The organism is Arthrobacter sp. PM3 (assembly GCF_003352915.1).
In the GTDB taxonomy this organism is placed as follows: Bacteria; Actinomycetota; Actinomycetes; order Actinomycetales; family Micrococcaceae; genus Arthrobacter.
Genome location: NZ_CP022314.1, coordinates 2,042,066 through 2,055,296, shown reverse-complemented (window position 1 = coordinate 2,055,296; position 13,231 = coordinate 2,042,066). Strand labels below are relative to the sequence as shown.

The following is a 13,231-nucleotide window of genomic DNA, read 5'->3' as shown; positions in this document are numbered from 1 at the left end:
GACGCCCGGCATAGGGTGGGCGCATGACTGTTCAGCCCGGCCTGCACCGCCAGCACTGCTCCGTTGCCGCCCCCACCCAGCTGTGGCTCGATCCGGACGGCCGCCTCGCCGGCCCGACGCGGTCTCCCGGCACCGGTCACGCCGCGGAACCGGCCGGGTTCACCGGGCTCCTCCACGGCGATACCCGCTTCCTGTGCCGGGCGCTCGTGCGCGTCAACGGCCTGGAACCCGAACCGGCCACGGTGGAGACCGAGCCCGGCGGCGTCGTGCGCGTCCGGGGCCTGGTCCGCGGCATCCCCGGCCCCACGGAGGATCCCGCCGTCGAACTCCTGCAGACGTGGACGGTAACTCCCGGGCTGGTGCGGCACACCCTGCAGCTGCGCACGTCGCTGGATTCCCTCGACGCCGAAATCGACGTCGAACTGGCCGCAGATTTCACCGACATGGCCCAGATCCGGCTCAGCCGCTTCCGCGACACGTCCGGGCCGGCCGCGGCCGACCAGTCCTCGCTGCGCTGGCAGGAGGGCAGTAAAGCCCTGGCCGTCGCGGCCCCCGGCGCCGTGACCCCCGGCGGGCGGCTCGCCTGGCGCGGCAGCCTGGGCCGGGGCCGGCCGTTCGAGGCCGAATGGCAGGCCGTCCTCACCGATGATGACGACGCCGTAGTGGCGGCCCGCCCGCTCGCCTCCCGGCCGCCGCGGACCGGACCAGCCGGGGCCCTGGGCCTGCTGCTGGACAACTCCATCGATGAAGTGGCCGGGCTCCGGCTGGCCACCCGCCAGCTTCCGCATGCCCCCTTCATCGCCGCCGGGGCGCCCTGGTACTTTACCCTGTTCGGGCGGGACTCCCTGTGGGCGGCACGGCTGCTCCTGCCCCTGGAGGCGGGACCGGGCACCGGGCTGGCCGCGGGCACGCTACGGGCGCTGGCGGCCTTCCAGGGCACCCGGACTGACCCCGCGGCCGCCGAGGAACCTGGCAAGATCCTGCACGAACTGCGGTCCAAGGAACTCGTGCTGGAAAGCCAGGGCCTGCGGCTGCCCCCGGTCTACTACGGGGCCGTGGACTCCACCCCGCTGTGGCTGTGCCTGCTCGGGGAACTCTGGCGGGGCGGCCGGGACGACGCCGCGGTCCGGTCGCTGCTGCCGAACGCGGCGCGCGCCGCGGACTGGCTGCTCGCCGCCGGCGGAGCGTCCAGCGAGGGGGCTGACGCGGCCGCCAGTAGGTCGGGCAACGGCGGGTTCCTCAGCTACCGGGACGCCACGGGTCACGGCCTGAGCAACCAGGGCTGGAAGGACTCCCGGGACGCCATGCAGTTCCGTGACGGCCGGCAGGCCGAGGGGCCGATCGCCCTGTCAGAGGTGCAGGGCTACGCGTACCAGGCGGCCCTGGAAACGGCGGAACTGTTCGACGCCTACGGGGAACACGGCGGCCAGGCGCTGCGGGACTTCGCCGCCGCCCTGCGGACGCGGTTCCGCGAACATTTCTGGGTTGAGGACCACTCCGGACCGTTCCCGGCCATGGCCCTGGACGGGCACGGGGTCCCGCTCGATGTCCCCGGTTCAAACATGGGGCACCTGCTGGGCACGGGCATCCTGGACCCGGCCGAGGCCCGGATCGTGGCGGACCGGCTGGTGAGCCCGGAGCTGTTCTCCGGCTACGGGGTGCACACGATTTCCCGGGACGCGGCCGGATTCTGGCCCTTCAGCTACCACTGCGGCTCGGTCTGGAGCCACGACACCGCCATCGCGATCCGCGGCCTGCTGGCCGACGGATTCATCGCCGAGGCACGGACCCTTGCCGATGGCCTGCTCGCGGCGGCAGCCTCTTTCGGGCACCGGCTGCCGGAGGTGTTCGCCGGGGTCCGGGCCGAGGACTCGGCGGTCGCGGTCCCCTATCCGGCCTCATGCCACCCGCAGGCGTGGTCCTCAGCCTCGGCCGTGGTGATCGCCCAGGCGATGGGCGTCGGGCTCTGACGGGCCCGCGGCCGCCGGGGCCGGCGCTTCCGGCCGCACCGCTCTGGCGTTGCGCAGCCCGTCGGCCAGGATCACGACCCCGGTGACGGCGAGCGCGAGGCCCATCGACGCGAGGACGTCCGTCAGCCAGTGATACCCCAGGTACAGCCGGCTCCAGGCGACCACCAGCGTCCCCGCCGCCGCTGCCGCGAAGGCGAGCACCGACGTCGTCCGTTTGCCCGTCCCCGTGCCGCGGGCCGCCGCGAAGAAGTAGCCCAGAACGCACAGGAACACGCCAGCGCCGAAGGTGTGGCCGGAGGGAAATGACAGGGCGTCGTCGGGGCCCAGCATGAAACCGCCGGCGGCGGGCCGGCCGCGGCCCACATCATGCTTGATCAGGGTGGACACGGCAAAGGTGGCTGCCATGGCGCCGACCAGCAGGGCGGGACGCCAGAGTTCCCGTTTCGGGACCGCCCAGGCCAGCGCCACCGCGCAGCCGATCACGGTCATCCACAGCGGCGCCGTCACCGTGGTCACGGCCGTCAGGAAGGCAGTGGCGGGCGGGGTCCGCGACGCGACGAGCCCGTCGTGCACGGGGCCGTCCAGGGCGGCCACGCCGCTGTTGGACTGCACCGCGGCGAGCACGGTCCAGAAGATCGTCTCCCCGGCAATCAGCAGGCCCGCGGCCACGAAGAAGAGCCGCCGCTGGGACGGCAACGGCAGGCGGGCGGAGGGTTGCGGAGCACGCTGGGCCAGGAGCATCGCCCCATCCTGCCAGCGGCGACTTCCCGTAGCCCGGGCGGTAGCTGGGAGTTCCCCGGGAACCGCCATGGCCTGCCGGTGCCGCTACGGTTCCCGGGGCCGCCTGGCCTGCGGGTACGGCGTCTCATACCTTGCGAGCATCTCCACGAACCCGGCGATCTTCTTCTCCCGGGTGGCGGCCTGCTTGACCCCGTTGGTGCGGTAGATCAGGGCAAACCGGTTCACGGACGTCAGGACCTCGAACATCGCCTGCGCCCGTGGATGGGCCGCAATCGCCGCCGCGAGGTCCTCCGGGACCTCCGCCGTGGCGGCTCCCGAATAGGCGGCTTCCCAGCGCCCGTCCGCCTTGGCACTGGCGACGGCGGCCCGCCCGGCCGGTGCCATCCGTCCCGCGGATTCCAGGCGTTCAACCCGTTCCACGTTCCGCGCGGACCACACGCTCTTCGGTCCCCGCCGGGTCATCCGCTGGAACGAGCTTTCCCCGTCCCGCCGCCGGCCCTGTCCGTCGATCCAGCCGAAGCACAGCGCCTCCTGCAGCGCGGCCTCGTAGTCCAGCTCCGTCACGGAGCCGCCCTTCTTGTGCAGCACGAGCCACACCCCGGGGCTGTCCGCGTGGTGCTCCTCCAGCCAGGCACGCCACTCGGCGGCATCCTTGACCAGCAGTTCCTCAAGTTCAACGGCCATGGGCCCATTCTGCACTGCAGGGCTGACCGGACGGGTGCTTTGGTGGCACCATGTCAATTGGAGCCCAATTTCGCCCTCTTGAGGAGATCCCATGCTGCGCGTCCGCCCGATCCACTACACCTCCCGAATCGACCAGTGGGCGCGGCTGCTGACCGCCCTGGGCATGGTGCGGACAGTCGACGACGGCGGCTGGCAGGAGTTCGACGCCGGCTCCGGCCGGCTCGCGTTGCACCGCCCCGTCGCCGCGGGCGAGGGCGCCGCCGGCGAGGGAGGGAGCCACAGCGCGCCGGACGGGAAGACGGATTTCGGCGTCGAGGTCGGCGACCTGGCCGAATTCGCCCGCCGCACCAACGCCGCCGGCGTGGAGGCCGGGACCGCCCCGGCGGAACTGGTCCAGGCCCGGCACGGCGAGACGTGCCGGATCACGGGCGGGGACGGGTTCGGTTTCTACGCGGACAAGGCCGCCCCCGGCGCGCCGAGCGCGGACGCCGACCCGGACCTCACCGTCGTCGAAGTCTGGTTCACCCCGGATGCGGACACGGCAGCGCAAACCCTGCGGCACATGGGGGCCCGGCTGCGCCCGGCCCCGGACGACGACGAGACCGCTGACTTCACCGCGAAGAACGGCGGGGTGCTGATGGTGCGGCCCGCCAGCGGCGCACCCCGGGCCGGCCTGGGCTTCGAATACACCGGCGACCTCTCCGCCCTGCGGGACCGGCTCGCGGCCGCGGGCCACACGGTCAGTATCACCGACGAAGCGTTCGGACGGACCCTGCACGTGGCCAACCCCGATGCCGCCGACCTGCCCGGGAACCCCAATGGGGCAACGCTCTGGATTTCGGCGAAACCGGCGGGCGCCTGACCCGCCGGACGGCGCCGCCCGGCACTGCTGCTCCCCTGCGTGGAGGCACGGACCCGGCCGCCCTGTGACGCAGCGGCAGGCCGCACGGGCGGGGATGGGGTAGAACTTAAGCATGAATGTGCGCACCCCTGACCCGAACCCCGGCTGGCTTTCCGACGACGACTTGTTCGAAGCGCGCGGCCGACTGCCGATGGTCTACGTCGAGGCCGTTCCGGTCCGGCTGGATCCCCTCGGGTTCGTGAACGAGGTCGGCACCCTTCTGCAGGCCGACGCCGACGGCACCATGGTCCGGTCCCTGGTTTCCGGCCGGGTGCTCTACCGCGAGACCATCCGCGCGGCACTGCTCCGCCATATGGAGAAGGACCTGGGCCCGCTGGCCTTCCCGCAGTTGCCCGTCAGCCCGGTGCCGTTCACCGTGGCCGAGTACTTCCCGTCGCCGTCCCACACCGGCTTCACCGACGACCGCCAGCACGCCGTTGCCCTGGCCTACATCATTCCCGTCACCGGCGAATGCTCCCCGCGGCAGGACGCCCTGGAACTGACCTGGATGACCCCGCAGGAGGTCATGAGCGCGGAGGTGCAGCTGGAATTCAGCGGCGGCCGAGGCGCCCTGATCCGGCAGGCGCTGGCCTTCGCGGGCGTCGGCCACTAGCCGTCGGGGCCGCCCGGGCCGGGCCCGGGGAGCCTGGGGAAACAGCCGCGTCCCCGACTTCACCCACCGGATTTTGTAGACTGTAGGGCGGACCGCAAGAGAACTTTAAGGACTCCCGATGACCCACCCCCCAGCCTCCCGGACCTACAACGAGCAGCAGGCTGGATCTCTGCGGGCCGGTAACCATCTGCTCCTTCCGGACGGAAACCGCGCCGCCGAAGTCCACCAGGTGGACGTCGAAACCGACGACTTCGGCACCCCTGCCGTGGTCCTGGCGACCCTCACCGGGGGCGGCGTTCTCCGGATCGCGGCGGGCTCCACGGTCCGGACCACCGCAGATGGCGATGAGGCCGGTGCCCCTGCGGATGCCGGGGACGCAGCTGAACCAAGCGGCGTGGCCGCGGCCCCTGCCGCCGTCGTTCCTCCCCTGCCGCCCGCGCCGCCGGCGGTGAGCGGGCCCAGCGCAGCGGACCTGGCCCTCATCCCCTCCCCCGACGGCACCCCGGAATCCGTGGTGGAGGCGGCCGCCGCCGCCCACCCCGGGGCCGCCGGCGTGCTCCTGCTCAGCGAACGGCTGGCCAAGGGAATCAACACCAAGTCGGGCAGCTGCCTGAAGGACCTCAGCGACCTCGCCCATGAGCTCTTCGTGCTCCTCAAGGACGCCGATAATGCCCTGGCGGTCGCGGACCTGCTCAACGTCCTTCCCTTCGACGGCAACCCGGGCCGCTGGGCCGCCGTGGAGGCGTCGCTGGCGCTCTCGAGCTACATTTGCCGGCAACAGGGCCAGGAAGAACGCGCCGCGGTCTACGAGAAATTCCTCCGCTCGCCGGAGGCCATGGAAACGGACCCGTTCAAGGCCAGGATCAATGCCAAAGTGCGCCAGCGCTCGCTCAACGAGCCCAACCTGTACGACAAGGAAATCTTCCGCTCAATCGACAACGCGAACACGGACGCGGAACGCGAGTGGCGGCTGCTGCGGCTCGAGGCGCTGCTGTTCCTGCGCGCGCACGGCGGCTCGGAAACCATCGGCGAGGCCGAGCTCGAGCGCCGGATCGGCAACGAACTGGACTCCGTCCGGGCCTAACCGATCGACCCTACCCGTTCGCGGCCCGGCGTTGTAGATTCAGCCCATGACGAACAATCTGAGCGTTGTGATCAATTCGGACGCGCAGCAAGTTTGGACCATGCTGCGCGAACCCGCCCTCATCGCCCAATGGCACGGCTGGAACGCCGATGACCAAGAGGCTGAGATCAATGAAATCTATTTCGGCCCGAATGTGGTCGAGGGAGCGGACCACACGTCCTTGGTGGTCGACGGCGGAGATGTCTTCACCTTGAAACCTGTCCCCACCGGCACGGAAGTGAGCGTCACTCGGGCGGCGGTCGACCATAATTCCGAATGGGCGGCCTGGGACGAGGACATCACCCAGGGCTGGCTGACCTTCCTGCACCAGCTGCGCTTCGCCCTGGAACGGCACCCCCACGGCAAGCGGCGGACCTACTTCTTCTCGGTGCCCGGCACCGGCGGCTCCGCGATTGACAAGCTGGGGCTCAGCGACGTCCCGGCGCCGGGCGAACCGTATTCGCTCACCCTGCCCACCGGCGAGGAAATCACCGGCAGGGTCTGGTTCCGCAGCAACCACCAGGTCGGCCTGACCGTCCACCACTACGCCGAGCACGGGGAAGGCCTGCTGATCGTCGCGGACCAGCCCGCCATCGAAGATGTCAGGCCCGACGGCGGATCCCTCGCGATCGTGTCCACGTACGACCTCGGGGCGCACCAGCTGGAGTCGATCCGCAGCCACTGGGACAAGTGGCGGGCTGAGAACTACCCCACATCGGATCCCGTCCACTAAGGCCAGGGCAGCGTTAGCTGGCACACTGGAACCGTGCCAGCCAATCCTGACTCCAATTCCTTGCCGCCCCGGCCTGCCCGGCAGTCCGAATTTTCTTTCCGTGTGGGCAAGCGCCTGAGCGAGGCGTCCCCGCCGTCGGCCGCCCAGACCGCCGCCAACGGCGGGGAGTTCCTGGGCCGCACCGGCACCATCGCCACCCCGCACGGCGAGATCCAGACCCCGGCGTTCATCGCCGTCGGCACCAAGGCCACGGTCAAGTCCGTGCTGCCCGAATCGATCGCCGAGCTCGGTGCGCAGGCCGTGCTCGCCAACGCGTACCACCTGTACCTGCAGCCGGGGGCGGACATCCTGGATGAGGCCGGCGGGCTGGGCGCCTTCATGAACTGGCGCGGGCCGACGTTCACCGACTCCGGCGGATTCCAGGTCATGAGCCTGGGCTCGGGATTCAAGAAGGTCATCGACATGAAATCGGTGGACCATTCCGGCCCGGACGACGCCGTCGCGCCCGGCAAGGAACGCCTGGCCCACGTGGACGAGGACGGCGTGTGGTTCAAGAGCCACCTCAACGGCGACCGGCACCGCTTCAGCCCCGAGATTTCCATGAATGTCCAGCACCGGATCGGCGCGGACATCATGTTCGCGTTCGACGAGCTCACCACGCTGCAGAACTCCCGCGGCTACCAGGAGGAATCCCTGGAACGGACCCGGCGCTGGGCCGAACGGTGCCTCACCGAGCACTTCCGGCTGACGTCCGAGCGCGTCGGCAAGCCCTACCAGGCCCTGTTCGGGGTGATCCAGGGTGCCCAGTACGAGGACCTGCGGCGCAAGGCCTGCCGGGACCTCGGTGCGATGAACTTCGACGGCTTCGGCATCGGCGGGGCCCTGGAAAAGGAGAACCTCGGCACGATCGTGCGCTGGTGCAACGAGGAACTGCCGGAGAACAAGCCGCGGCACCTGCTGGGCATCTCCGAGCCGGATGACATTTTCACCGCGATCGAGAACGGCGCGGACACCTTCGACTGCGTTTCCCCCACCCGGGTGGCCCGCAACTCGGCCTTCTACCACCCCACCGGCCGATACAACCTCTCCGGCGCCAAGTACAAGCGCGACTTCGGCCCGTTGCAGGAAGGCTGCGACTGCTACGCCTGCCTGAACTACTCGCGGGCCTACATCCACCACCTGTTCAAGGCCAAGGAGATGGTCTCGGCCACCCTGATCTCCATCCACAACGAGCGCTTCGTGGTGAAGATGGTCGACGACGCGCGCCGGGCCATCGAGGCCGGCACGTTCTTCGACTTCAAGGCCGAAACGCTGGGCCGCTACTACTCCTAGGGGCGCCCCGCCTTCGACCCGCAGTCCTCCGCCGCCCCGCCCGGCCTGCAGTCCTCCGCTGCCCCGCCCGGCCCGCCGTCGAATTCGCCGGAACCGTGCGGGGTACGCGCGGAGGTCGCCGGAACCGTGCCCGTTCGCCGAAAAGTTCCGGCGATCCGGCAGCTTTCCGGCGATCCGGCAGCTTTCCGGCGATCCCGTGGCTTCTGCGTACGACGGCGGCCCGTCACGCCGCGGCTGCGCGTCCGCCTTTAGAGCTCCACGACCCTGTTCTTCAGCGCGCTGAGCCGTGCGGCGTCGAGGACCTCAAGAGTCCGCACTCCCTCGGCGGCGGGTACGGGCCCCGGCCCGCCATCGCGGACCGCGCGGGCGAACTCCGTGTAGAACCCTGCGTAGTTGCCCTGCTCCGAGGCCACCCGGGAACGGCCGCCGGACACTGCGAGGGTTCCCCAGTTCTCCGGAACATCAATCCCCCACGTGGCAGGCTCGCGGGCCGGCCGGCGGCCCGCAAAGATTGCCTCGGCCTGGACGTCGGCGCCTGAGGCGATGTAGCTGCCCTCGCTGCCGTAGGCCCGCAGTTCACGCGTGGTGGAGTGGTTGAGCTTGCTGGCCGAGACCGTGGAGACGGCTCCGGACGAGTGCGTCAGGGTCAGGAAGAAGCCGCAGTCGGTAGTCTCGCCGAAGCTGTCTGTCCAGTCGAGCGTGCCGTAGACATGGGTTGCCGGGCCCATCAGCCACAGCATCTGGTCCACGAGGTGGCTGCCGAGGTCGCGCAGGAGCCCGCCGGTGGCGCCGGTCTCCAGGGTGTCGGCGCCGTCCTGGTCCATGATCGAGTGGACCCGCCAGAGTTGCCCGAGTTGCCCCGAGGCAAGGACGCCGGCCAGCGTGAGGAAATCGGCGTCGCGCCGGCGGTTGTGGTAGACGTTCAGCACGACGCCGGCGCGGTCCGCCGCCGCGGCAAGCTCCCGCGCGGAGGCCGCATCGGGGCCGAAGGGCTTGTCCGCCACGACATGGACGCCGCCGGCGATGGCTTCCAGCACGAGCTCGCGGCGTGTGTGCGGCGGGGTGGTGATGGTCACGGCGTCCACACCGGAGTCGAGCATCTCCGCGAGGCTGCCGAAGACCGGCAGCCCCGGAAAGTCCGCGGCCACCTCCGCGCGCCGTTCCGGCGAACGCGCCACGACTCCGGCGAGTTCGACGCCGTCGGCCGCGTCGATGAATGGGGCATGGAAGTACCTTCCGCCGACTCCATAGCCCACAATTCCGATGCGCATGTGCAATCGTCCTCCCTCTATGGGTGTTCGCGGTGACCGGCGTGCCCCGCCGCCGAGGTCGCCGGAAGCGTGCCCGATCGCCGGAAAGTCGGTATTTATCAAGCTGTTTGTGACAGCTGGGTGGGTTTTTTGTGGTTGATGCCGGGGGCGCCGGGGGCGGTGGGTTTGCGGCGGTACCTGTGCGGGTTTCGTGTGTAGCAGGCGTCGAGGGTTGCTTGCCGTTGGCGGCGTGCCTGCTCGACGGTTCCGTGGTGGACGGTGTCGGGGGTGTGGTAGTTCAGGCCGCTGTGGCGGTGGTGTGCGTTGTAGTCCGCGAAGAACGCCGCCATGTGGTCCCGGGCGTGTGCCAGGTCCTGGAACCGTTGGGGGAAGTCGAGGTCGTATTTGACGGTCTTGAACAGGGATTCCGAGTAGGGGTTGTCATCGGAAACCCGGGGGCGGGAGTAGGAGAGTTCGATGCCCAGGGTGCGGGCGAGGTCCAGGGTGGTGCCGGCCCGCATCGGGGCGCCGTTGTCGGCGTGCAGCACGGCGGGGCGGTGCCGGTTCCCGGCGACCGCGTCCCTGATCAGGGCCGCGGCGAGGGCGGCCGTTTCGGTGTGTTCGACCCGGTGCCCGACGACCTTGCGGGAGAAGACGTCCATGATGGCGTAGAGCCTGTAGGTGTGTTTGCCGGGGCCGTGGAGCATCGTGATGTCCCAGCTCCAGAGCTGGTTCGGGGCCGTGGCGGCCAGGACGGGTTTGGGCCTGGCCGGGCCGGTGGCCCTGCGCTGGTCGCGGCGGTCTCCGTTCTGTCCGTGTGCGGCGACGATCCGGTGGGCCGCCGCGATCGAGAACGAGCAGTGCCCCGCGTCCAGCATCCGGTAATAGGCCTGGGTGACCGAGAGGTTCCCGTAGTCCTCGGAATTGAGCAGGCCCATGAACTCCTCGGCTTCGGCGTCGCTGATCCGGTTGGGGTAGGCCCGGTCGGTGTGCGGCACGGTGATCCCGGCCCGGGCCGGAGGATTCAGGTGCCGGTACCAGGTGGTGCGGTGAAGGCCCAGCAGGGCGCAGGCCTTCACCGCTGACCAGCCGGCCGTGATCAGTTTCCCGGCGAAGGTCAGGGCGATGTCTTTCCAGACTTTGGCATCAACCATTCCGGCCGGCCCGGCCCCGGTTCCTCCGGTGTCGGGTCCGCTGCCGCCGCGCTCTTGGCCATCGCGTCCAAGAGCGCGGAAGCTTTTCCCAGAATGTCCACCGCAGCCTCGGACCGGGCCAGCTTGGCCTTGAGGATCTCGTTCTCCTTCAAGACCTGTTTAAGCCGTTGTTTATCGCCTGCGTTCAATCGCTGGTCCTCGCTTCCTGACGCGGATCTGGATCTCAGCTCCCCGGCCTCGCGCTGCCGGACCCAGAGCCGGATAGTGCCTTCGGTGATGCCTGCCGCCCTGCTGAACGCGGCCCGGGAACCACGCTCGAGGCATTTGTCGTACTCATCCAGAATCGCGTGCTTCTGCGCGAGAGTGAAGTGGCTCCGATTCGAGACACGGACAGGGATAACAACATCCATGACGGACCTTTCCCCGCCCCGCATGCCCGGCCAAGGCGACAGCAAACCTGTCACACAACAGCCTGACACACAGGGAGCTTCCGGCGACCCCGAAGCGTTCCGGCGACCTCGGGGTTTGCCGCCCGTCAGGCCGTGGTGTGCAGCGACGCCGTGAGGGCCGCGTCGGCGTCCCGCAGGACCTTGGCCGCCACCTGGAGGCCTTCGATCCGGCCCAGGGAGACGTCCTCGTGCTCGATGTTGACCAGCATGTTGGGGTCCACTTCGTAGAGCGCGCGGAGGAACTCGGTCCAAAAGGCCGTGTCATGCCCCTTGCCGAGGGCCACGAAGTCCCAGGCCGACTTCTTGGGCCATTCGTTGGCCCACTCGTCGCCGCCAAGGTTGGTGCGGTTTTCCTCCGGGGAGAGCCGGCGGAAACTGTTGTCCAGCACACCGTAGAGCGCGGCGTTCTCCGTGTTGACGCGGACGTCCTTCGCGGCGGCCTGGAAGACCAGCGGACCGAGTGCGCGGACCACGGCGACCGGGTCCATCTGCTGCCAGAACAGGTGCGAGGCGTCCAGTTCGACGCCGACATGGGTGGCGCCGGTGAGCTCGATCAGCTTGTAGACGTCGGCGGTGTTGAACACGATGTTCTGCGGGTGCAGTTCCAGGGCAACCTTGACGCCGTGGTCGGCGGCAAGGCGGTCGGTTTCCTTCCAGAACTCGGCGGCGATGCCCCACTGGTAGTCCAGGACATCCAGGGCGGCCGAGTTCCAGGCGTTGACCACCCAGTTGACCGTGGTGGCTCCGGGTTCGCCGCCGGGCAGGCCGGACATGGTGACCACCCGGTCCTGGCCGAGCCGGTGCGCCAGCCGGATGGAGCGGCGGATGTCCTCGGCGTGCTTCTCGCCGATCTCGCGCTTGGGGTGCAGCGGGTTGCCGTTGCAGTTCAGGCCGGCGATCGAGACGCCGGTGCCTTCGAACATCGCCAGGTAGTCATCGCGGGCGGCGTCGCTTTCCAGGATCTGGTCCATGGTGGGGACGTGCACGGCCGGCAGGAATCCGCCGGTGTTAATCTCGATTCCCGTCAGCCCGAGGTCGGCGATGACCTTCAGGGCCTCCGGAAGCGGGCGGTCGTGCAGGATTGCGTTGTAGACGCCGAGTTTCATAGCGTGATCTTCTTTCCGTTGTTGAGCGCGGATTCGGTGACGGCGCCGAGCAGTTCCATGTTGCGGACGCCTTCATCGAACGTGGCGCACCGGGGCAGCGATTCCGCTTCGCCGAGGCCGGCAACCTCTTCCAGGAACGCCCGCGCCTGGTAAGCGAACGCGTCGTTCTGGCCGAAGCCGACCTCGGGGGCGTCCATGGCCAGGCCGCCGGCGATGTAGGGGTGGCCCGGGCCCAGAATGACCTGGCGGTAGCCGTTCTCGTTGCCGGAGCCCTCGTTGAGGAACAGCTGGATCTCGGACGGGCGGCGCTGGTCGAACTTGGCGGCACCCTTCTCGCAGAACACCTCGAACTGGAGGCTGTTGGCGTGCCCGGCCGCAACGCGGGAGACTTCAAAGCTGCCGGCGCCGTTTTCGAACTCGGCCGAGAAGGCCGCGTAGTCGTCATTCGCGACCGGTTCGAAGGTGTCGCTGACCGCGACGTGGTCGTGGCCCATGACCGCGGCGAGCGGCAGGGGACGCTTGTCGATCACGGTGCTGAGGTGTCCGCCGCTGATGGACTTGATGTCACCGCAGAGGAACTCGGAGACGTACGTGAGGTGGCTTCCGACGTCGGCCAGCGCGCCGGAGCCCGGGCCGCCCTTGTAGCGCCAGCTCATCGGGGCCGAGGGGCTGAAGCCGTAGTCGGTCCAGTAGCGGCCGCTGAAGTGCAGGACGTTGCCCAGGACGCCGGTGCGGATGAGGTCGCGGATGTAGGCGATGCCGGGGGTGCGGCGGAAGGTGAAGCCGATGCGGGCGATCGAGGAGGCGTTCCGGGCCGCCTCGGCCATGGCGCGGGCGTCCTCGATCGAGTCACTCAGGGGCTTCTCGCACAGCACGTGCTTGCCGGCGGCCAGCAGGCCTTCGACGACTTCGCGGTGGAGGGAGTTGGCGATCACGACGCTGACGACGTCGATGTCGTCGGCCTCGGCGATCGCCTGCCAGGACGTGTCATTGCGTTCGTAGCCGAACCGCCGCGCGGCGAGCGAGCCGAATTCGGCGTTGACGTCGCCGATCGACACGAGCCGGACGGGCGGAAGCACCGGGTTGTAAAGCGCGGACGCGGTGCGGTACGCGGCCGCGTGGGCCTTCCCTGCCATCCCGGCGCCGATTACGGCGACTCCTAAACTGTCAGCCAT

The 13,231-nt window shown here is 69.6% G+C and carries 13 protein-coding genes; 6 read left to right on the top strand and 7 right to left on the bottom strand.

All coding sequences use genetic code 11. The features are described from left to right. Positions 1–23: 23 nt before the first annotated feature. The gene (locus tag CFN17_RS09545) at positions 24–1,970 is read left to right on the top strand and encodes a glycogen debranching N-terminal domain-containing protein (protein WP_208751157.1); all 1,947 of its coding nucleotides are present in this window, start codon (positions 24–26) and stop codon (positions 1,968–1,970) included. On the opposite strand, the gene CFN17_RS09540 is transcribed toward CFN17_RS09545, so the two are convergent. Then, on the bottom strand, positions 1,923–2,711 hold the full coding sequence (locus tag CFN17_RS09540) for a phosphatase PAP2 family protein (RefSeq protein WP_208751156.1): 789 nt from the start codon (positions 2,709–2,711) through the stop codon (positions 1,923–1,925). The genes CFN17_RS09545 and CFN17_RS09540 overlap by 48 nt on opposite strands. Before the next feature lie 84 nt (positions 2,712–2,795). Next, positions 2,796–3,395, bottom strand: a complete 600-nt coding sequence (locus tag CFN17_RS09535) for a YdeI family protein (RefSeq protein ID WP_208751155.1) — start codon at positions 3,393–3,395, stop codon at positions 2,796–2,798. Between the two features lie 91 nt (positions 3,396–3,486). Here CFN17_RS09535 and CFN17_RS09530 point away from each other — a divergent pair, with 91 nt between their 5' ends. The 5 genes from CFN17_RS09530 to tgt all read left to right on the top strand — a co-directional run bounded on the left by CFN17_RS09530 (position 3,487) and on the right by tgt (position 8,097). Continuing rightward, the gene (locus tag CFN17_RS09530; protein WP_208751154.1) at positions 3,487–4,257 is read left to right on the top strand and encodes a VOC family protein; all 771 of its coding nucleotides are present in this window, start codon (positions 3,487–3,489) and stop codon (positions 4,255–4,257) included. Positions 4,258–4,369: 112 nt separating this feature from the next. Beyond that, complete coding sequence (locus tag CFN17_RS09525; protein ID WP_208751153.1) at positions 4,370–4,909, top strand: NUDIX hydrolase family protein; 540 nt, start codon at positions 4,370–4,372, stop codon at positions 4,907–4,909. A 118-nt stretch (positions 4,910–5,027) separates the two neighbouring features. Beyond that, entirely contained in the window at positions 5,028–5,993 is a 966-nt protein-coding gene (locus CFN17_RS09520; protein WP_208751152.1) for a DUF6707 family protein, read from the top strand. Positions 5,994–6,039: 46 nt separating this feature from the next. Further along, complete coding sequence (locus tag CFN17_RS09515; protein ID WP_208751151.1) at positions 6,040–6,765, top strand: SRPBCC domain-containing protein; 726 nt, start codon at positions 6,040–6,042, stop codon at positions 6,763–6,765. 33 nt (positions 6,766–6,798) lie between these two features. Next, the gene (gene tgt, locus CFN17_RS09510; RefSeq protein WP_208751150.1) at positions 6,799–8,097 is read left to right on the top strand and encodes a tRNA guanosine(34) transglycosylase Tgt; all 1,299 of its coding nucleotides are present in this window, start codon (positions 6,799–6,801) and stop codon (positions 8,095–8,097) included. Positions 8,098–8,345: 248 nt separating this feature from the next. Here the strand turns inward: tgt and CFN17_RS09505 are convergent, their stop codons facing one another. From CFN17_RS09505 to CFN17_RS09485, 5 genes are all read right to left on the bottom strand, one after another. Further along, positions 8,346–9,368, bottom strand: coding sequence for a Gfo/Idh/MocA family protein (locus tag CFN17_RS09505; RefSeq protein ID WP_208751149.1), 1,023 nt, complete (start codon positions 9,366–9,368; stop codon positions 8,346–8,348). Between the two features lie 98 nt (positions 9,369–9,466). After that, a complete protein-coding gene (locus CFN17_RS09500; protein WP_208751148.1) occupies positions 9,467–10,501 on the bottom strand; it encodes an IS3 family transposase in 1,035 nt (344 codons plus the stop codon). After that, on the bottom strand, positions 10,465–10,911 hold the full coding sequence (locus CFN17_RS09495; RefSeq protein WP_208751147.1) for a hypothetical protein: 447 nt from the start codon (positions 10,909–10,911) through the stop codon (positions 10,465–10,467). The genes CFN17_RS09500 and CFN17_RS09495 overlap by 37 nt, the downstream gene beginning before the upstream one ends. A 125-nt stretch (positions 10,912–11,036) precedes the next feature. Then, positions 11,037–12,056 (bottom strand): sugar phosphate isomerase/epimerase, encoded by a 1,020-nt coding sequence (locus CFN17_RS09490; protein WP_208751146.1) that lies wholly within the window; start codon positions 12,054–12,056, stop codon positions 11,037–11,039. Further along, positions 12,053–13,231: a Gfo/Idh/MocA family protein gene (locus CFN17_RS09485; protein ID WP_208751145.1), complete on the bottom strand. Its 1,179-nt coding sequence runs from the start codon at positions 13,229–13,231 to the stop codon at positions 12,053–12,055. The genes CFN17_RS09490 and CFN17_RS09485 overlap by 4 nt, the downstream gene beginning before the upstream one ends.

Coding starts and splice junctions, on each gene's coding strand:
- CFN17_RS09545 (WP_208751157.1), top strand. CDS start 24: ATGACTGTTCAGCCCGGCCTGCACCGCCAGCACTGCTCCGTTGCCGCC.
- CFN17_RS09540 (WP_208751156.1), bottom strand. CDS start 2,711: ATGCTCCTGGCCCAGCGTGCTCCGCAACCCTCCGCCCGCCTGCCGTTG.
- CFN17_RS09535 (WP_208751155.1), bottom strand. CDS start 3,395: ATGGCCGTTGAACTTGAGGAACTGCTGGTCAAGGATGCCGCCGAGTGG.
- CFN17_RS09530 (WP_208751154.1), top strand. CDS start 3,487: ATGCTGCGCGTCCGCCCGATCCACTACACCTCCCGAATCGACCAGTGG.
- CFN17_RS09525 (WP_208751153.1), top strand. CDS start 4,370: ATGAATGTGCGCACCCCTGACCCGAACCCCGGCTGGCTTTCCGACGAC.
- CFN17_RS09520 (WP_208751152.1), top strand. CDS start 5,028: ATGACCCACCCCCCAGCCTCCCGGACCTACAACGAGCAGCAGGCTGGA.
- CFN17_RS09515 (WP_208751151.1), top strand. CDS start 6,040: ATGACGAACAATCTGAGCGTTGTGATCAATTCGGACGCGCAGCAAGTT.
- CFN17_RS09505 (WP_208751149.1), bottom strand. CDS start 9,368: ATGCGCATCGGAATTGTGGGCTATGGAGTCGGCGGAAGGTACTTCCAT.
- CFN17_RS09500 (WP_208751148.1), bottom strand. CDS start 10,501: ATGGTTGATGCCAAAGTCTGGAAAGACATCGCCCTGACCTTCGCCGGG.
- CFN17_RS09495 (WP_208751147.1), bottom strand. CDS start 10,911: ATGGATGTTGTTATCCCTGTCCGTGTCTCGAATCGGAGCCACTTCACT.
- CFN17_RS09490 (WP_208751146.1), bottom strand. CDS start 12,056: ATGAAACTCGGCGTCTACAACGCAATCCTGCACGACCGCCCGCTTCCG.
- CFN17_RS09485 (WP_208751145.1), bottom strand. CDS start 13,231: ATGGCTGACAGTTTAGGAGTCGCCGTAATCGGCGCCGGGATGGCAGGG.